This is a genomic window from Euzebyales bacterium (assembly GCA_036374135.1).
GTDB lineage: Bacteria > Actinomycetota > Nitriliruptoria > Euzebyales > JAHELV01 > JAHELV01.
Genome location: DASUUK010000035.1, coordinates 32906 through 51580, shown reverse-complemented (window position 1 = coordinate 51580; position 18675 = coordinate 32906). Strand labels below are relative to the sequence as shown.

Here is an 18675-nt window from a genome sequence, read left to right as displayed (position 1 = left end):
GCTCACTGTGCTGTGTCGAGTGCGGCCTGCATCACCCGGGCCGCTACGGGAGCGGCGACGGCACCACCGGTGGCACCGCTGCCCGCGCCGCCACCGTCCGGCAGGACGACGGCCACCGCGACGGTCGGGTCGTCCGCCGGCGCGAATCCTACGAACCACACCGTAGGTGGGCGACCCTGCCCTGTCTCAGCGGTGCCGGTCTTGCCGGCGACCTCGACGCCGCTGATCGCTGCGGACTGACCGGAGCCCGCGTTGACCACGTTCTCCATCATGGCCTGCAGCGCGTCGGCCGAACTGCGACTGAGCGCCTGCGCACTCGGCTGATCGGGCAGGCGCAGCTCCTCGGGCTCGAACGGACGGATCACCCGACCGGACATGTCCTCGACGCGGTCGACGATGCGTGGGGTCATCAACACCCCGTCGTTGCCGATCGCGGCGGCGACCATGGCCATCTGCAACGGCGTTGCCCGCACGTCGCGCTGGCCGATCGCGCTCTGGGCCGTGGCGGGAGGATCGAGATCGGTGGGGATCTGACTCGTCCCGGGACCGGGGAGCTGGAAGGTCCACTCGGCGTTGAAGCCGAAGCGCTCGGCCTGTTCGGCCAGCAGGTCGGGTCCCAGTTCGAGGCCGAGCTGGGCAAAGGTCGTGTTGCAGCTGATGGTCAGCGCCTGCGTGAGGGTGATCGGCTGCCCTCCGTTGCACGTCCCGCCGCTGAAGTTGCCGATCGTCGCGGTGGTCTGTGGCAGATCCAGCGCCGCGGGGTCGGTGAACGTCTGGTCAGGGCTCACCCCGCTCTCCAGGGCGGCTGCGGCGGTGACCAGCTTGAACGTCGAGCCGGGGGGATACGACTCGCGTACCGCGCGGTTGAGCAACGGCGTGGCCGGGTCGGCGTTCAGGTCCTCCCACGCGGCGCGGACGTCGGCCGGGTTGTGACTGGCCAGCGCGTTCGGGTCGTACGTCGGCGACGACCAGAGCGCGAGCACCGCCCCGGTCCGCGGCTCGAGTGCGACGACCGCACCTTCGCGGTTGCCGACCCCTTCCGCGGCGGCTTGCTGGACCGCCTCCCGTACGGTCGTGTGCACCGAGTCGCCCGCACGCTCGCGACCCGCAATGAGGTCTGCGAGGTTGCGCGCGAAGGCCTCCGGGGCGTTGCCGGTCAGCTCGTCGTTGAACGCCCGCTCGATCTCGGAGCGTCCGAAGATGGGCGACGAGTACCCGGTCACGTGTGCGTAGCGTGGTCCGCTCGCATAGGTGCGCCGATACTTCAGCTCGCCGCCCGTCTCGACGGACTCGGCGATCGGGCGCGTGGCGTTGCCGTCGCCGATGAGGATCCGCCCACGTTCCGACTCGTACTCCTCCACGAGCCGACGAGCATTGGCGCCGTTGGACGCGAGGTCGTCGGCGCGGACGACCTGCAGGTAGTTGAGGTTGACGAACAGCGCGGCGAAGAGCGCCACGATCAGCAGAGCCACCCGGCGGATGGAGGCGTTCACGCCTGCGCCTTCCCGGCATCGTCGGCCTCGTCCTCGCGTGCGGCCGCGCGTCGGCGGCGCAGTGGCCTGCCACGTGTCCCCAGCTCAGTGGCCGAGACGCGGATGAGCAGCCCGACCAGCACGTAGTTCGCCAGCAGGGACGATCCGCCATAGGACACGAACGGCAGCGTCAGGCCGGTGAGGGGGATCAGGCGGGTCACGCCACCGACGATGATGAAGACCTGCAGTGCGTACAGGGTGACCAGGCCCATTGCGAGCAGCTGCCCGAACTCCTGGCGGCATCGCAGCGCGATGCGGTAGCCCCGTCCGATGAACAGCAGGTAGCACAGGAGCAGGCCGGTCGTGCCCAGCAGTCCGACTTCCTCACCGAACGCGCTGAAGATGAAGTCGGTCGACACGATCGGGATGAAGTCGGGGTGCCCCTGACCAAGCCCGACGCCGGCCACGCCACCGGTGCCCAGCGCGAACAGCGACTGCTGCAGCTGGCCGGCACCGAACGCGTCGCTGTTCCACAGGTCCAGCCAGATACCGATCCGATCGCGGACGTGTCCGAACAGCTGGTAGGCCATGAAGCCGCCCAGTGCGAACAGGCTGACCCCGCCGATCACGTACGCGATGCGTGACGTCGCGACGTACAGCATGCAGATGAACAGGCCGAACAACAGCAGCGACAGCCCCAGGTCACGTTCGAACACAAGGACGGCGAGGCTGAGCACCCAGACGGCGAGCACGGGACCGAACGCGCGAGCCGGCGGTACCATCACCGGCCCGACCCGGTTCGTCGCCACTGTCAGCAGCTGCCGGTTCTCCGCCAGGTAGCTGGCGAAGAACACGGCGAGGCCGATCTTGGCGAACTCACCGGGCTGGATCGAGAACCCGGCCACCCGGATCCACAGGTTGGCGCCGTTGATGTTGGCGCCGATCACGGGCAGCAGCGGCATCAGCAGCAGCACGATCGCGCCGATGCCGATGCTGTAGCGGTACCGGTCGAGGGACTCGTAGTCGCGGATCACGAGCAACGTCGTGATCAGCAGCCCGACGCCGACCATGGTCCACACCGTCTGCGACGGAGCCAGCTCGGACGTGTCACTCGCGGCGAGGGCATAGTCGATCCGCCGGATCATGACCAGGCCGAGGCCGTTCAGGACGTACGCGAGCGGGAACAGCAGGGGGTCAGCCCCGGGCGCGATGCGGCGTGTCAGCAGGTGGGTGCCCACGGCGAGCACCGCCAGCACGCCGCCGTAACCGGCCATGCCGGCAGGCAGCTTGGGCTCGCGGGCGAGTCCGACCAGCGCGTATGCCACGAGGCACACGACCAGCGCGAGCACCAGCAGACCCAGTTCGGTGTTGGCCCGCCGCCGCGCCTCCAGCTTGGTCTCGGCGGCGTTCACGGGCCCTGCGTGGGCTCGGTCAACGGTTCTCCGATGGCCGGCGCCGGCTGCTGCGCGTCGCGCGCCTGCTCCTGCAGGTCCTCCACGATGTGCTGTGCGTCCGTCAGGCTCTGCGCGGTCAGACCCTCCGTGATCGCCTGCTGGCGGAACTCGGGGAACGCCGACACCGGTGTCGTGGTGATCTCGGTGGGTACGACGCGGGCCGCCGTCACGCCGGCGAACTCCTGTGGGATGCCGCGGTAGATCGCGACCATGCCCTCGTGCTCCCCGACGAAGTAGGAGCGCGACAGCAGCAGCCACCCGCCGCCCAGCACGAGCGCACCGACCACGACGAGCGCCATCAGCACCGCGATGGACCGCACGACGATGCGCCGGGAGCGCGTGCGTGCACGGCGGTCGCCCGCGGGCGCGGCCGGCGGCGGCACCTCGGTGGTCGCGACCGCACGGCCGTCACCGGTCGGTTCGGCCACCGCCGTCGGGGCCGCGGCGTCGCCGCCCACCCGGTCGTCCGTCGAGCGGTCGGTCCCATCGGCACGGGCGTTCGCCGCGGGGTCCCCGGCCGTGCCGGCGTCGGTGGGGAGCGACGCGATCTGCTGCGTGGTGGACCCGTCGGGCTCGTCCGCCGGTGCAGCCGGCTGGGCCCAGTGGTCGCCGACGCGGATCAGCACCGCCGTGATGTTGTCGGGGCCACCGGCGGCGTTGGCCTGCGCCAGCAGCGCGGTGACGGCCTGGTCCCCGTCGGGCGTGCTGGCCAGGATCCCGGCGATGCGTGTGTCGTCGACCGGCCCCGACAGGCCGTCGGAGCACAGCAGGACCTGGTCGCCGTCGTGCAGGGTGATCGGTGGCAGCACCTCCACGTCGACCGTGGTCTCGTGCCCGATGGCGCGGGTGATCACGTTGCGCTGCGGATGGGTCGCCGCCTCGTCGCGCGACAACCGCCCCTCCCGCACCAGCCGCTCGACCAGGGTGTGGTCGGTGGTCAACTGGCTCATCTGCTCGTCGTCGCGCAGCAGGTAGGCCCGACTGTCACCGACGTGCGCCACGTGCAGTTGGCCGTCCCGCACGGCGACCGCGGTCAGGGTCGTGCCCATCCCCTCCAGTTGCGGATCCGACGATGCACGCTCGACGACGAGCGTGTTGGCGTCGCGGACCGCGGCGGCCAGTGCGTCGCTGACCTCCTCGGGACCGCGCAGGGACGACACGTCGAGGATGCGCAGCGGCTCGAGCGCGGCATCGGACGCGATCTCGCCCGCCTGATGGCCACCCATGCCGTCAGCGACGGCGTGCACGACGTCGCCGACGAGGAAGCTGTCCTCGTTGCCCGCGCGGACGCGTCCGGTGTGGGTCGCGCCGAACGCACGCACCGTCAGCGCCTGCCCGCGCACTGTCACTTCCTGACCTCGACGATCGTCTTCCCGATCCCGAGCTGATCGCCGGCCGCGATCTGTGTCGGCGTGGTCACCTTCACCCGGTTGAGGAACGTACCGTTGGTCGACTTGCAGTCGGCGACCATCCAGCTGCCGTCCGCCTGATAGATGCGCGCGTGGTCGTCACTGACGTACGGATCCTCGAGCCGCACTGTACTAGATGGCGACCGGCCGAAGAGGATGGCGTCCTGCTCCAGGTCGATGATGCGTGGCCGACCGTCCGGGATGTGCACGACCAATTGGCCGGGTGCCGGCCGTGGTGCCGGTCCGGGCGTCCGCAGATCGCGGACGATGGCGCGGACCGCGCGCCACAAGAAGATGTAGAGCAACAGCAGGAAGAACCCCTGCAGCAACCACAGAATGATGGGTGGCATCGCCGGTCTAGCGGCCTGCGACGAACCGCAACCTGACGTTGCCGAGCTCGAGGTCCTCGCCGCCCGCGAGGTACTCGCGGTCGACGGTGGTGCCGTTGACCATGATTCCGTTGGTCGAGCCGAGATCCTCGATGAGCCACCCCTGGTCACCGCGGCTGATCCGCGCATGGCGCCGTGACACCGAGGGGTCGTCGAGTTGGACGTCACAGCCGGGCATGCGGCCGATGACCGCCTGGTCCGAGATCGGGATCTCCTGGCCGGCCTGATCCACGAGCTCGAGGACGGCGCCGTGCCGCTCCGGCGCGAGGTTACGCGGACCGCCGGTCCGGCGCGACGGACCGTCCTGTCGGCCCGCCTCGACCTTGCCGCGAAGCTCGTACGTGCCCACAGGGACGTGGTCGTCGATGGCCAGTTCGATGCGCGCGGGCCCACGCAGCTGCCAGCCGCGCTCGGCGGCCGTGCGCACCAGCACGTCGCTCAGCTCATTGGCCAGCGACTCACCGAACTCCCGGAACCGCTCGTGATCGGAAGGGCTCAGCTCGAAGCGGTAGACGTTGGGTACGAACACGCCGTCGACCCCGACGTTCTGGTAGTTCCCCGCGTAGCGCTGTATCGCCTTGGCGAGCTCCACAGGCTGCAGCCCGGACCGGAACGCTCGTGCGAAGAAGCCTTCGACAGCTCCTTCAAGGCGTCGTTCAAAATCCCGCAGGACACTCATCCGTTCGCTCGGTTTCCCTCGAGGTGGCGGGCACATGGGGGATGACAGGACGTCGGAGGGTCGTGCGACCCCGTCACGCGCGCCGCAGCGTGCTTCTGGCGATGCTACACTCCGCGCGCTGCGGCGTTGCTTGTCCCAAGGGCGAGTGGCGGAATTGGCAGACGCGCAGGATTCAGGTTCCTGTCTCCGTTCAGGAGGTGGGGGTTCAAGTCCCCCCTCGCCCACCAGTCGACGCCGCGGCGTCCGTCGACGGTGATGGCCACGTGCCGTCGACCGACGCGCTACCGCGGCCGCCGCACGTTGGGCAGCGGACCCTTCGGCAGGGGCAGGTCGGAACCGCCCAGCGCGTGCAGCCGGCGGTCGAGCGGGCCGATCTCCTTGGCCTTCATCGCCCGCGGCAGCTTCATCACGTGCATGCGCAGGCCGCCGAGCTCCACCTGGTCGTCAGCATGGCCGACGCTGACCTCGTGCACGGGGATGTCGCCACTGATGCGTGCGGTCTTGCGCGCTTCCTGGCGCAGCAGCGCCCGTACCCGGGATCGCCGACCCTCCCCGACGAGGATCACACCCGGGCGACCGACCACGCGGTGCACCAGGTCCTGCTTGCCGCTGAAGGCCACTGCGGGCGTGACCTTCCACGTCCCCCTGAGCTGCTGGAGCACGGCGAGCGCGGCACCGGGCTGGCCCTCGATCTGCGCGATGGCGGCGTTCTGGCCGCGGACGCCCAGCACGATCATCGCGCTCGGCGCGGCCATCGCCAGTCCGGCGATCACGCCGAGCACCGGCGAGCCGAGCCACGTCAGGACAGCCAGCGGCAGCACCATGCCTGCGATGGCCGCTGCCACCATGTACGGCACCAGTCGGTCGTCGTGTGCCCGCGTCTGGGTGAACGCGAGCCGAATTTGTCGTAGGCGGTCGCCTACTCGGTCACGAAATCGGGAAGCCATGATTGGATGGTAGGCCGTCGTGTGCATGCTGTGCACGCACTCGTGAGGAGATGAGTCTCGATGACCGAGTCCGCCTCGCCCGTGGGGCTCGGAAGTGCGCGGTACCTCAACCGCGAGCTGTCGACCATGTCGTTCAACGCCCGCGTGCTGGCCGTCGCTGCGGACAAGCGTCGCCCACTGCTCGAACGCGCCAAGTTCCTCGCGATCTTCGCGACCAACAACGACGAGTTCTTCCAGAAGCGTGTCGGCAGCCTGCTCGAGCAGGCCAAGACCGGCGCGGAGACGGTGTCGCCCGACCAGATCCCGCCCGCGCACCAGCTCGCCGCCGTGCGCACCTATGCCCAGGAGCTGGCCGACGAGCAGTCGGCGCTGTTCAACGACGAGATCGCACCGGGACTCGCGGCGGGTGGGCTCGAGCTGTGCGCCTGGGACGACCTGGACGACGACGAGCTGGACTACGTCACCGCGTACTTCGAGGCGCAGGTGTTCCCGGTCCTGACACCACTGGCGATCGACCCCGGTCACCCCTTCCCCCACATCTCGAGCCTGTCGCTCAACCTGGCCGTCGTGCTGCACGACCCGGACCGTGGGCGACGCCAGCTCGCCCGCGTCAAGGTGCCGTCGCTGCTCGACCGCTTCGTCCGCCTGCCCAGCGGGACGCGCTTCATCCCGATCGAACTCGTGATCGCCAACAAGCTCGACACCCTGTTCTCCGGCATCGAGGTGCTCGAGTGGCACCAGTTCCGCGTGACCCGCAACGCCGATCTGGCGATCCGCGAGGACGAGGCGGAGGATCTGCTCGAGACGATCGAGGACCATCTGCTGGAACGGCGGTTCGGACGCGCCGTGCGCCTGGAGCGCCGCCCGTCGATGCCCGAGTGGCTGTCGGACCGGCTGCTGCGGGAGCTGGACCTCGGCGCGGCCGCCGAGACCGTCGTGGACGCACCGCTGGACATGTCCGCGTTGTGGGAGCTGTACGGCGCCGGCCCCCAGGAGCTGCGGGATCCGTCGTGGGAGCCGCGCATGCCGGCGCGCCTGGCGCAGCTCGACAGCGCACCGGACGCGCTCTTCGCCGAGATCGGGCGGGGCGACATCTTCGTCCAGCACCCGTACGACAGCTTCGACGCGTCGGTGCAGAGGTTCATCGTCGACGCGTCCCGGGACCCCGCCGTCCTGGCGATCAAGGTGTCTATCTACCGCACGACCGAGCAGGAGAGCCCGATCGTCGAGGCGCTGATCCGCGCGGCGGAGGCCGAGAAGCAGGCCGTCGCGATGGTGGAGCTCAAGGCGCGGTTCGACGAGGAGGCCAACATCTCCAGAGCCCGAAGCCTGGAGGATGCGGGCGTTCACGTCGCGTACGGGCTGATCGGGCTGAAGACGCACTCGAAGATCGCGCTGGTGGTGCGCGAGGAGGACGGCGTGCTGCGCCGGTACGCCCACATCGGGACCGGCAACTACAACCCCAGCACCGCCAGGATCTACGAGGACATCGGCATCCTCACGTGTGAGCCGAGCGTCGGCCGGGATCTGTCGCACCTGTTCAACTCGCTCACCGGCTACAGCCGGCACGACGACTACGACACGCTGCTGGTGGCACCCCGGTCCCTGCGCCCACGGCTGGCCGAGTTCGTCCAGCGCGAGATCGACGCCGACGACGGACACATCGTCGTGAAGGTCAACAACCTCGTCGACACCGATCTGATCGACGCGTTCTACGACGCGTCCGAAGCCGGCACGCCCGTCGATCTGATCGTGCGCAGCATCTGCAGCCTGCGTCCCGGCGTACCAGGGCTCAGCGACACGATCTCCGTGCGTTCGATCGTGGGGGACTTCCTCGAGCACTCGAGGATCTTCCGCTTCGGGTCCGCCGAGCGTGGCTACGACTATCTGATCGGATCGGCCGATCTCATGCCCCGCAACCTCGACCGCCGGATCGAGGCGGTGCTGCCGGTCACCGACGAGCACGCCCGCGGGCGACTGCAGGAGATCCTCGACGTCGTGCTGGCCGACGATCAGCTCGCCTGGGAGCTCGACGGAACCGACGGCACGTGGCACCGCGTCGAGGAGCGCGACGGCATCCACACGCACGAGAAGCTTCGCGAGCTGGCGATCGAGCGCACCCGGGGTTGATGGCGGGCGCGGGCCGCCGGAGCCAAGGGCAGAACCGGTCGGAGGACGGAGATCGCGGTGTGCACGGCTGTCAGGATCGTGATCCTCGCCGCCACGAAGGAGCGGCGCGCGGCGCTGCGGCGCGCAGCCGTCGGCACGGCGTGGCAGGTGGTCGCCGCGGTCGGCGACGTCGACGAGGCCGTCGACCGGTTGCGCGCACTCCATGCGAAGGTGCTGGTGGTCGACGCCGCGAGCGGGGCGTCGACCGATCACGTCCGAACCCCGGTCGGCGACGTGCTGCTCGTCGGCGTCGGCGACCTGGCCGGCGCCGACGCCGTCGTGCCGGCTGAAGACCTCGGACGTCTGCCCGGGGCGCTCGCCGACCTGCTCCACGCCGGCGGCGACCACACCCACTGAGATCGCGACGCCGCCCCGCCGGCGCCGCCACCAGGACCACGGCGGTGGTCGTCCGGTCCGGCTACGACGTCGCTGCTCCGCGTTGTCGTGCATCGAGATCGACGGCGATCGGCAGTGCGGTGTCACGCCAGTGGGTGAGGTCGCGTTCGGCCGTTGTGTAGCGCCGCCACACCAACTGGCGGGCGACGCCGTCCTCGGGATCGTCGGCGGAGACCACGCGCGCGGTGCCGGCCACGGTGTGATCGGCGATCCTGACCGTCACCCGCGCGTCACGTCGCAGGTTGCGCACCCAGTCGGCACGATCGCGCCCACCGGACAGGAAGTACACGGTGGCACCGTCCGCGGCGAACCAGATCTCGATCTCGTGCGGCTCACCCGTGACGCGGCCGGTCGTCGTCACGTAGGCGTACGCCTCGTCCGCCGCCGCCCGCAGCCATGTCCGGATGTCGTCCATCGCGGGCACCCTACCGGCGGTCACGCCCGGCCGGTCACCGCACGGCGCTGCGCGCGGGCACCGTTGTGCGAAGATTGCACGACCATGTTGAGCGGGCCCCTGGATGTCGCACTGCTGGCCGTCATCGCGGTGATCGCCGCGCTGGCGCTCGCCGTCGCGATCTCAGCGGTGCGGTTGCAGCGGCGCATCAGACGCACGCTGCGCGTCGGCGCCGGCGCGTCGGGCAATGAACTGCTGCTGGCGCTGCGCAACCACGACGACGACCTCGACGAGCTCGACGCCGCGGTGGTCGACCTGCGCGCGCGCGTCGCCCGCGTGGAGCAGAGCATCGAACTGTGCACCAACCGTGTCGCCATGGTCCACTACGACGCGTTCCCCGACATGGGCGGCAAGCTATCGTTCTCGGTCGCGATGCTCGATGAGCAGGGAGATGGCATCGTGCTGTCAGTGATCAACGGCCGCACCGAGACGCGCGCGTGGGGCAAGCGCGTGGTGGGCGGCGAGAGCCGCCAGCGGCTGTCGGCGGAGGAGTCCGATGTGCTGCGCCGCGCCAGCACCCTGGACCGGGCACGCGCCGACGAGCAACCTGTGGGTGACGGATGACCACGAGCAGCGGCAGCACGGTGCGACGCATCGCCTACCTCGGTCCCGACGGCAGCTTCGCGTCGGAGGCGGCGCGGCGCGCGAGCCACCGGCCTGCGTCGCTGCAGCCGATGCCGACGGTCGTCGACGTCATCGACGCGGTCCGCGTCGGTTCCTGCGACTGGGGCGTCGTCCCGATGGAGAACTCCGTCGAGGGATCGGTCAACGTCACGCTCGACGAGCTCGCCTTCGGCGACCCCGGGGTGTTCATCCGGGCCGAGATCACGATGCCGGTGACGATGAACCTGCTGGGCAGTCCCGAGGCCGATCTGTCGACCATCACCGTGGTGCGCAGCCACTCGCACGCCCTCGCGCAGGCCCGGGGGTGGCTGGCCGCCCAGTTGCCGAACGCCCGGCAGGAGGCGGTGACGTCCACGGCGGAGGCGGCACGGCAGGTCGGTGCCGACCCGTCGGTGGCGGCGATCGGGACCACGGCGGCCGCGGGCCGCTTCGGGCTGTCGATCATCGCCGCCGACATCGGTGACCACATCGACACCACCACACGGTTCGTCGTGCTGGCGAGCGGGTTCGCCAGCGCGACCGGCGCCGACAAGACCTCGCTCGTCGTGTTCTTCGGCCATGACCGTCCGGGCCAGCTGCTCTCGGTGCTGCACGAGTTCGCGATGCGCGGCATCAACCTCACCAAGATCGAGTCGCGGCCGACCAAGAAGCAGCTCGGCGAGTACTGCATCTTCGTCGACTGCGCAGGCCACGTGTCCGAGCCCCGCGTCGGCGAGGCGCTCAGGGGCGTGCACCGCCACGTCGCCGAGCTGCGCGTGCTGGGGTCGTACCCCCGTGCGGTCGGTCGGGCAGACGTACCGACGTCCACCGACAGCGCAGCGGCCTACGCCGAGTCCGACGACTGGTACGCCGGGATCCTGCAGCACACCGACCGCGGATGACCCTGTCGGCCACCCAGGTCGCGGACGCCGCCACCGAGGCGGCCAGCGAGGCCGTCGACGCGGCCGACGCCGTCACCGACGTCGCGGACGAGGCGCGCACGTTCGGGTCGATGGTGCTCGACCAGTTGCCGGTCATCGCGACCGCGCTCCTCGTGGGGCTGGTCGCCATGCTCGGTGCGCTGGCGCTCGCGCGGCTGGTGGAACGCGCGCTGTCCCGCACGCGGGCCGACCACGTGGCCGTCGTGCTGCTGTCGCGGCTGGTGCGTCTGGCGGGTCTGATCGGCGCGGCGCTGCTGACCCTGTCGATCGCCGGCGTCGAGGTCGGCTCGGTGCTGGCCGGTCTCGCCGTCATCGGTGTCGCCGTCGGTCTGGCGGTGCAGGGCATCCTCGAGAACTTCATCGCCGGGGTCATCCTGCTGGTGCGCAAGCCGTTCTCCGCCGGCGACCAGATCCGGTCCGCGGAGTTCGAGGGCACGGTCGAGTCGCTCGACCTGCGGGTCACCCATCTCATCGACTACGACGGGGAGACGATCCTCATCCCGAACCGGGACGTCTACAACAACCCGCTGGTCAACCTGACCCGTCGGGGCAAGCGACGGACCGTCGTGATGGTCGGTGTCGACTATCGTGACGATCACGACGAGGCGCGCGCGATCATCCTGGACGCGGTCCGTGCCGTCGACGGGGTCCTCGACCATCCGGAGCCTGAGGTGCTGCTCACCGAGCTGGGAGAATCCAGCGTCAACTTCGAGGTCCGCTACTGGACGCGGCCCGACATCCGCAGCGTGCGCCGGACCCAGGATCGCGTGCTCGCGGCCGCCAAGCGAGCGATCCAGGACGCCGGCCTCACCATCCCGTGGCCGATCCGGACACTGGTGCCGGACGGCACGTTCCACACGACGCGCCGGGAGACGCCGTGATGCGCAGGGCGCACCGTGCACTGCTGACGGTGGTCGGCGTCGCGTGTGTCGCAGCCGTCCTCGGGGTCGTCCTCCTCTGGCCGTCGAACGCCGCGCAGCCGGACGTGTCGACGGTGCCCGACGACGTCGCCCTCCGCTCCGCCGAGCTGACCGGGGTCACCGAGCTCGACGACGTCGACGATCCCGGCCTCGCGCCCGGTGCCCGGGTGCTGGAGCTGACCGCACGGCTGGACGACGGGCGGACGGTCACGTTCGAGATGGTCGACGAGACCGGAGACCTCTTCGCAGTCGGTCAGCGCGTGCGCGTCGCCGAGGCCAAGGGCCCCGACGGCGGCGTCGTCTACTACGTCAACGACATCGAGCGGGACCGTCCGCTGCTGCTGCTCACGCTCGTGTTCCTGGTCGCGGTGCTCGTGTTCGGCCGCTGGCAGGGCCTGCGCGCACTGCTCAGCCTCGGCATCACACTCGGCGTCGTCGTGGTCTTCGTCGTGCCGGCCGTGCTGGACGGGCGCGACCCCGTCGTCGTCGCGCTCTCGGCGGCCGTCGTCATCATGGCGGTCACCCTGTACATGACCCACGGAGTGCGGCCCAAGACGACCGCGGCGGTGGTGGGCACCCTGATCGCGCTCGCGGTCACCGTGGGCCTGTCGTGGCTGTTCATCGAGGTCGCGTCGCTCAGTGGACTCGCCGACGAGGAGGCCCGGCTGGCCAGCGTCTCCAGTGGCGGCCTGTCACTCCGCGGCCTCCTGCTCGCCGGGATCATCATCGGCGCGCTCGGCGTGCTCGACGACGTGACGATGGCACAGGCGTCGACGGTGTTCGAGCTGCGGCGTGCGGATCAGCACGCCGACGTCGGCAGCCTGTTCGCCGGAGCCATGGCGGTCGGTCGGGATCACGTGGCGGCCGCCATCAACACGCTGTTCCTGGCCTACGCCGGGGCGTCGCTGCCACTGCTGATCCTGTTCAGCACCTCACCGGACCCGCTGCCTGTGATCGCGTCCAGCGAGCTGGTGGCCGTCGAGATCGTCCGCACACTGGTCGGATCGATCGGGTTGATGGTCAGTGTGCCGGTGACCACCGCGCTCGCGGCGTGGCTCGCCTGCGGGCGGGCGTCCCGACCACGTGGGGGGGTCGACGGGTCCGACGGGCCGCAGGGACCGCCCGACCACCAGGTGGACCTCACCGCCCGCGGCGCCACGTCGCCGTTCGCCGATGACGGCGTCGAACAGGAATGGGAGCGCCGCCTGCGTGACTCGTACGGCATCCGTGGCGGCGAACGGCGGCACACCACCGCGAGGGATGAGGGACAGCGATGATCGACATCCGACGGGTCCGCGACGACTTCGACGGCACCGCGCAGGCGTTGCGGCGGCGCGGTGTGAGCGACCGCCAGCTCGAGGAGATCCGCGCGCTCGACGAACGCCGCCGGGCGTTGATCGCCGAGAGCGACAACCTGCGCGCTGAGCAGCGTGAGGGGTCGCGCCGGATCGGGGCGGCCACGCCAGAGGAGCGCGATGAGCTCATCGCCGCCGTCAAGGCGGTGTCCGCGCGCCTCGACGACCTCGAACCGCAGCAGGCGGCGGCGCAGCGCGCGCTCGACGAGGCGCTCGCGGTGGTGCCCAATCTGCCCCATCCCGAAGCCCCGGACGGTGTCGACGACAGCGACGCCGTCGAGCTGTTCAGGTTCGGGGAGCCGCCGACGTTCGACTTTCCCGTCTCGGACCACGTCGAGCTGGGCGAAGCGCTCGGCATCATCGACATCCCCCGGGGCGTGAGGGTGTCCGGCAGCCGGTTCGCGTACCTGATGGGCACGGCGGTACTGCTCGAGTTCGCGCTGGTGCGTTGGGGACTCGACCGCCTCGCCGAGCACGGGTTCCTGCCTGTCGTGCCCCCGGTCCTCACCCGCGAGGAGGCGCTGTACGGCACGGCGTTCCTGCCGAACGGCGCGGATCAGCTGTACCACATGGAGCGCGACGACATGTACCTCGTCGGCACGTCCGAGGTCCCGCTCGCGGGTCTGCACATGGACGAGATCCTCGACGCGGACGCGCTGCCGTTGCGCTACGCGGGGTTCTCGACATGCTTCCGGCGTGAGGCCGGCACCTACGGCAAGGACACCCGCGGCATCTTCCGCGTCCACCAGTTCGACAAGCTCGAGATGTTCAGCTTCGTCCTGCCAGAGGAGTCGGAGGATGAGCACGCGCGGCTGCGCGACATCGAGGTCGACACGTTCCGACAGTTGGGTCTGCACGGGCGGGTCGTCGACATCCCCGTCGGCGATCTGGGCGACTCGGCGGCGCGCAAGTACGACTGCGAAGTGTGGCTGCCCGGCCAGGAGGCGTACCGCGAGCTCACCTCGACATCGAACTGCACCGACTACCAGGCGCGGCGGCTGCGGTGCCGCTATCGCACCGCCGAGGGCGGCACCGCGATGGTCCACACGCTCAACGGCACGATGGTCGCGGTCGGCCGGACGCTGATCGCGCTGCTCGAGAACCACCAGCGTGACGACGGCACCGTCGCGGTCCCCGAGGTGCTGCAGCCGTACCTGGGGACCGACCTGCTCACCGGCCCGACCATCGGCGCGGGCGCGCGCGGCTGAAGGCGTCAGCGGCGCGGCGGTGCGAGCAGGAAAGCACGCACGCCACCAGGAACGCCACGCTACCGGCGGTGAGCAGCAGGTCCCCGTCACGCACGCCCGCGGCGACGAACGCGAGGGCGCACACCAGGAACAACAGCCATCCCCAACGCTCGAACCGGTCGCGCATCCGTTCCTCCTCGCAGCAGCAGGACGATAGCGGCAACCCACGCGGACCGTCGCGGTGAACCGCCCGCAAATGGGTAGGACGGCCATGGGGCTGGACATCCATAGGAGGCAGGCATGGCGCTGGTGGCCGGTATCGACGTCGGCGGGACGAACATCGAGGTCGCGCTGGTCGACGACGATCACAGCGTCGTCGACCGCGCCAAAGGCCGGACGCCCACGGACGGTCATGACGCGGTGGTCGAACGCGTCGCCGAGCTCGTCGGCAAGCTGGACGACCGGCCGTCGGCTGTGGGCGTCGGCATCCCGGGCCCCGTCAATGACGGGGTCGTCACACGCCCACCGAACCTGCGCAACTGGCCGGACGAGGTCAGCTTCGGCACGCTGCTGCGCGACGAGCTGGGCATGCCGGTCGAGGTCGGCAATGACGCCAACGTCGGTGCCCTCGGAGAGTGGGTCGCGGGCGCCGGACGGGGATCGAGGTTCATGCTCGGCGTCTGGATGGGCACCGGCATCGGTGGTGGGCTGATCCTCGACGGACGGCCCTACACGGGGGCGTTCGGTGGCGCGGGTGAGTTCGGGCACATGATCGTCCACCGGGGTGGCGCCCAGTGCGGGTGCGGGCGCCGCGGGTGCATCGAGGCCTACGCGGGCCGCGCGTCGATGGAGCGGTTCGTCGAGATGGCCGTCGCCGCCGGTCGTGGGACCGAGCTGTACGAGATCCGCGACGACAAGGGCAAGGAGCGGCTCACGTCGGCGGTGTGGGCCAAGGCGCTCGACGAGGGCGACGACCTGACGACCGAGCTGATCGACGAGGCGATCGAAGCGGTCGCAATCGGGATCGGTTCGGTTGTGAACCTGCTCGACCTCGACCGCGTCGTGATCGGCGGCGGACTCGCCGAGAAGCTCGGGCAGGATCTCGCGGACGACATCGCGAGGGCCGCGCAGCCGTGGACGCTCGTGCCGCGCGACGATCGACGCTACGTCGTGGCCGAGCTCGGCGACGATCCCGGCGTGATCGGGGCGGCCGCGCTCGGCCGCGCGTCGATGCTCCTGCGCTGACACTGCCGGGTCACCAGGGTCCCGTAGAGTCGACCACATGGACGACGGGCGGCAGCAGGCGCAGGACAAGATGGCACAGGCCGGGGTGCATCCGGCCGCGATCACCGTGTTCGCCCACTACTACGACGTGCTCGCCTCCGGCGGCACCGGGGTGATCGCAGAGGACGACATCGAGCCGATCGAGCGGTTGCCGCGACTTGCCGACGTCGAGGCGGACGCCACGGCAGGTCGCGACGCACTGGCGAGGACGGCCGTGGTGAAGCTCAATGGGGGTCTGGGCACCTCGATGGGCATGCAGCAGGCGAAGTCGCTGATCGAGGTGCGTCCGGGGCAGCGCTTCCTGGACGTCATCGTGCGGCGCGTCAGAGCGCTGCGTGCGACCTACGACGTGGCCCTGCCGCTGCTGTTCATGGACAGCTTCCGCACCCGCGACGACACCCTCGCGGCACTGGCGGCCCACCCCGATCTGCCGGTCGACGGCGTGCCGCTCGACTTCCTGCAGAACTCCGAGCCGAAGCTGCGCACCGACGACCTGACGCCGATCGCGTGGCCCGATGACCCCGAGCTCGAGTGGTGCCCCCCCGGGCACGGCGACCTGTACACGGCGCTGGTCACCTCCGGCGTGCTCTTCCGGTTGCGGGACGCCGGCTACCGGTACCTGTTCGTGTCGAACAGCGACAACCTCGGTGCGACGCCCGATCCGCGGCTGGCGGCGTGGTTCGCCGGCACCGGTCGACCCTTCGCGTCCGAGTCGTGCCGGCGGACCGGGATGGACCGCAAGGGCGGCCATCTGGCGCGACGCCGGTCGGACGGTCGGCTGGTGCTGCGCGAGTCGGCACAGACGCGGCCGCGGGACGCCGACGCCTTCGCCGACATCGAACGCCACCGGTTCTTCAACACCAACAACCTGTGGCTGGACCTGGACGCTCTGGCGGTCCGGTTGGACGAGACCGACGGCGTGCTGGGCCTGCCGATGATCCGCAACACCAAGACGGTCGACCCCACGGACCCGTCGTCGCCGGACGTCATCCAGATCGAGACCGCGATGGGTGCCGCGATCGCCGTCTTCGACGGCGCGACCGCGATCGAGGTCGACCGCTCACGGTTCCTGCCGGTCAAGACGACGAGCGACCTGCTGGTGCTGCGGTCCGACGCGTACGAGATGACCGACGACGGCGAGGTCCGCCTCGTCGGGTCACGGTCCGACGCGCCACTCGTCGACCTCGACGGCCACTACAAGCTGATCGCCGACTTCGACGCCCGCTTCGCCCACGGCGCCCCGTCCCTCGTGGCGTGCGACAGCCTGACCGTTCGTGGTGACTGGACGTTCGGCGCCGACGTCACGGTTCGTGGCGACGTGACGGTCACCGCAGCCGACGCTCCGGGACGCATCCCCGACGGGACGGTCCTGGACGGCGCCTGACGAACCCGGTCGACCCGGCCCGACCCCCGCGGCGTCAGCACCACGCCGGTCCGGTCGATGTCCCCCGGATCGACCACGCGGGTGCCGACCAGCCTGCCCTCACAGGTCCGTGATCCGCGCGATGTCGGTCAGCGCGCGGGCGGCGGCCTGGAGCAGGGGCACAGCCAGGAGGCCGCCGGTGCCCTCGCCGAGGCGCAGGCCCAGGTCGAGCAGCGGTGCGAGCCCCAGCGCGTCGAGCGCGATCTGTGCGCCCGGCTCGGGAGACCGGTGAGACGCGATGAGGTGCCCACTCAGAGGCGGACACAGCCGAGCGGCGAGCAGCGCCGCCGCGTTCGTGACGACGCCGTCGAGCACCGCCGGCACCCGGCGTGCGGCCGCGGCGAGCAGCAGGCCGACGAGCGCGGCGTGCTCCAGCCCTCCGAGGCTCGCCAGCACGCCAAGTGGGTCGTCCGGGTCGGGACGGTGCAGGGCCAGCGCCCGCGCGACCACCTCGATCTTGTGCGACGGCACGTGACCGTCGGTGCCGGCACCCCGACCGGTGACCGCTCCGGCCGGCCGTCCGGTGCACGCTGCGATCAGACACGCAGAGGCCGTCGTGTTCGCGATCCCCATGTCGCCGGTGACCAGCAGGTCGGCGCCGACGTCCATCAGTTCCACCGCGATCGCCGCACCCACCGACACCGCCTGCGCCGCCTCGCCGCGGCTCATGGCCGGACGCGTGCTCAGGTCCGCGGTTCCCGCGCGTACGCGCCGACTGCGCAGCAGCCGATCGTCAGGCGGCGGGTCCACGCAGCCGACATCGACCACGACCAGGTCGGCGCCGACGGTCGCCGCCACCGCGTTGACCGCCGCCTGACCCGCGCACATCGTCGCCACCATGCGCGTCGTGATGTGCTGCGGCCACGGCGTGACCCCCCGGGCGTGCACACCGTGGTCGGCCGCGGCAACGACCACCACCGGTGACCGCGGGACCGGCGGCGGGCAGCGCGAGGCCACAGCGGCCAGCTGGACACCCACCGCTTCGAGCCGACCCAGGCTTCCCGGCGGTTTGGCGAGCTCGGCATGGCGTGCCTCCGCCCGCGCCGCAGCGTCGGGATCAACCGGCTCGACGGCGTCCACGAGCTCGGCGATCGTCGACGGCAGCGAGGGCATCGCGAGGGAGTCTCGCACGGATGGCGCACTACGCTCGCCCCATGTTGCGCGACATCCGCCCCTACCTCGAGATCCGCACCGCGACGCCATCGGGGTTCGACCACACGGGCGAGCGCCTGCTCGTGTCGTCGAACCTCCCGGGCACGGCGCAGGTGCACCGGTTGGACCTCGCCCACGCCGCCGACGGCCCGGTCGCCGCGCGCGATCTGGTGCAGATCACCGGCCACACCGAGCCGGTCGGCGGCTCGACAGCGTCGCCGACCTGGCGGCCGTGCACGACTGGATCGCCGGCACGGACGATCTCGATCCGGACCGGTGCGCGTTGTACGGCGGGTCGTACGGCGGCTACATGGTGCTGTCGGGACTGGTCCACCAGTCGGAGCGCTGGGCAGCCGGGGTGGACATCGTGGGCATCGTCAACCTGGTGACGTTCCTCGAGCACCGCAGCGTGGCGGCGTGCGTGGCGCGAACGTGAGTATG

The 18675-nt window shown here is 70.7% G+C and carries 19 protein-coding genes and 1 tRNA gene; 11 read left to right on the top strand and 9 right to left on the bottom strand.

What is annotated here, in order from left to right:
- Positions 1-2 precede the first annotated feature (2 nt).
- The 5 genes from VFZ70_05905 to VFZ70_05885 are packed head-to-tail and all read right to left on the bottom strand — an operon-like array spanning position 3 to position 5403.
- Entirely contained in the window at positions 3-1493 is a 1491-nt protein-coding gene (locus VFZ70_05905) for a penicillin-binding protein 2 (protein HEX6255328.1), read from the bottom strand.
- Positions 1490-2884, bottom strand: coding sequence for an FtsW/RodA/SpoVE family cell cycle protein (locus tag VFZ70_05900; protein HEX6255327.1), 1395 nt, complete (start codon positions 2882-2884; stop codon positions 1490-1492). The genes VFZ70_05905 and VFZ70_05900 overlap by 4 nt, the downstream gene beginning before the upstream one ends.
- Positions 2881-4275, bottom strand: coding sequence for a Stp1/IreP family PP2C-type Ser/Thr phosphatase (locus VFZ70_05895; GenBank protein ID HEX6255326.1), 1395 nt, complete (start codon positions 4273-4275; stop codon positions 2881-2883). Before VFZ70_05895 ends, VFZ70_05900 begins: the two co-directional genes overlap by 4 nt.
- Positions 4272-4685: an FHA domain-containing protein gene (locus VFZ70_05890; GenBank protein ID HEX6255325.1), complete on the bottom strand. Its 414-nt coding sequence runs from the start codon at positions 4683-4685 to the stop codon at positions 4272-4274. Before VFZ70_05890 ends, VFZ70_05895 begins: the two co-directional genes overlap by 4 nt.
- A gap of 7 nt (positions 4686-4692) precedes the next feature.
- A complete protein-coding gene (locus tag VFZ70_05885; GenBank protein ID HEX6255324.1) occupies positions 4693-5403 on the bottom strand; it encodes a DUF3662 and FHA domain-containing protein in 711 nt (236 codons plus the stop codon).
- 139 nt (positions 5404-5542) lie between these two features.
- Between VFZ70_05885 and VFZ70_05880 the strand changes: the two genes are divergently transcribed.
- Positions 5543-5630 (top strand) — tRNA-Leu (locus tag VFZ70_05880).
- Between the two features lie 54 nt (positions 5631-5684).
- On the opposite strand, the gene VFZ70_05875 is transcribed toward VFZ70_05880, so the two are convergent.
- On the bottom strand, positions 5685-6350 hold the full coding sequence (locus VFZ70_05875) for a DUF4191 domain-containing protein (protein HEX6255323.1): 666 nt from the start codon (positions 6348-6350) through the stop codon (positions 5685-5687).
- 60 nt (positions 6351-6410) lie between these two features.
- Between VFZ70_05875 and ppk1 the strand changes: the two genes are divergently transcribed.
- Positions 6411-8480, top strand: a complete 2070-nt coding sequence (ppk1, locus tag VFZ70_05870) for a polyphosphate kinase 1 (GenBank protein ID HEX6255322.1) — start codon at positions 6411-6413, stop codon at positions 8478-8480.
- 57 nt (positions 8481-8537) lie between these two features.
- Positions 8538-8876: a hypothetical protein gene (locus tag VFZ70_05865; protein HEX6255321.1), complete on the top strand. Its 339-nt coding sequence runs from the start codon at positions 8538-8540 to the stop codon at positions 8874-8876.
- 61 nt (positions 8877-8937) lie between these two features.
- Here the strand turns inward: VFZ70_05865 and VFZ70_05860 are convergent, their stop codons facing one another.
- Entirely contained in the window at positions 8938-9330 is a 393-nt protein-coding gene (locus VFZ70_05860) for a nitroreductase family deazaflavin-dependent oxidoreductase (GenBank protein ID HEX6255320.1), read from the bottom strand.
- Positions 9331-9414: 84 nt separating this feature from the next.
- On the opposite strand from VFZ70_05860, the gene VFZ70_05855 reads away from it, so the two are divergent.
- The 5 genes from VFZ70_05855 to serS are packed head-to-tail and all read left to right on the top strand — an operon-like array spanning position 9415 to position 14396.
- Entirely contained in the window at positions 9415-9933 is a 519-nt protein-coding gene (locus VFZ70_05855; protein HEX6255319.1) for a DUF4446 family protein, read from the top strand.
- Entirely contained in the window at positions 9930-10874 is a 945-nt protein-coding gene (pheA, locus tag VFZ70_05850; protein HEX6255318.1) for a prephenate dehydratase, read from the top strand. Before VFZ70_05855 ends, pheA begins: the two co-directional genes overlap by 4 nt.
- Complete coding sequence (locus tag VFZ70_05845) at positions 10871-11794, top strand: mechanosensitive ion channel family protein (GenBank protein ID HEX6255317.1); 924 nt, start codon at positions 10871-10873, stop codon at positions 11792-11794. The genes pheA and VFZ70_05845 overlap by 4 nt, the downstream gene beginning before the upstream one ends.
- Positions 11794-13110, top strand: coding sequence for a YibE/F family protein (locus VFZ70_05840; protein HEX6255316.1), 1317 nt, complete (start codon positions 11794-11796; stop codon positions 13108-13110). The genes VFZ70_05845 and VFZ70_05840 overlap by 1 nt, the downstream gene beginning before the upstream one ends.
- Positions 13107-14396: a serine--tRNA ligase gene (gene serS, locus VFZ70_05835; GenBank protein ID HEX6255315.1), complete on the top strand. Its 1290-nt coding sequence runs from the start codon at positions 13107-13109 to the stop codon at positions 14394-14396. The genes VFZ70_05840 and serS overlap by 4 nt, the downstream gene beginning before the upstream one ends.
- Here serS and VFZ70_05830 read toward each other — a convergent pair.
- Positions 14359-14562: a hypothetical protein gene (locus tag VFZ70_05830; GenBank protein HEX6255314.1), complete on the bottom strand. Its 204-nt coding sequence runs from the start codon at positions 14560-14562 to the stop codon at positions 14359-14361. The two genes, serS and VFZ70_05830, sit on opposite strands and share 38 nt — an antisense overlap.
- 113 nt (positions 14563-14675) lie before the next feature.
- Between VFZ70_05830 and VFZ70_05825 the strand changes: the two genes are divergently transcribed.
- Together VFZ70_05825 and VFZ70_05820 are read left to right on the top strand one after the other, a co-directional pair.
- Positions 14676-15620: an ROK family protein gene (locus VFZ70_05825; GenBank protein ID HEX6255313.1), complete on the top strand. Its 945-nt coding sequence runs from the start codon at positions 14676-14678 to the stop codon at positions 15618-15620.
- A 37-nt stretch (positions 15621-15657) separates the two neighbouring features.
- Positions 15658-17043: a UTP--glucose-1-phosphate uridylyltransferase gene (locus VFZ70_05820; GenBank protein HEX6255312.1), complete on the top strand. Its 1386-nt coding sequence runs from the start codon at positions 15658-15660 to the stop codon at positions 17041-17043.
- Between the two features lie 99 nt (positions 17044-17142).
- Here the strand turns inward: VFZ70_05820 and cobT are convergent, their stop codons facing one another.
- Positions 17143-18213, bottom strand: a complete 1071-nt coding sequence (gene cobT, locus VFZ70_05815) for a nicotinate-nucleotide--dimethylbenzimidazole phosphoribosyltransferase (GenBank protein ID HEX6255311.1) — start codon at positions 18211-18213, stop codon at positions 17143-17145.
- Between cobT and VFZ70_05810 the strand changes: the two genes are divergently transcribed.
- Positions 18173-18670: a prolyl oligopeptidase family serine peptidase gene (locus tag VFZ70_05810; GenBank protein HEX6255310.1), complete on the top strand. Its 498-nt coding sequence runs from the start codon at positions 18173-18175 to the stop codon at positions 18668-18670. The genes cobT and VFZ70_05810 overlap by 41 nt on opposite strands.
- The last annotated feature ends 5 nt before the right edge of the window (positions 18671-18675 follow it).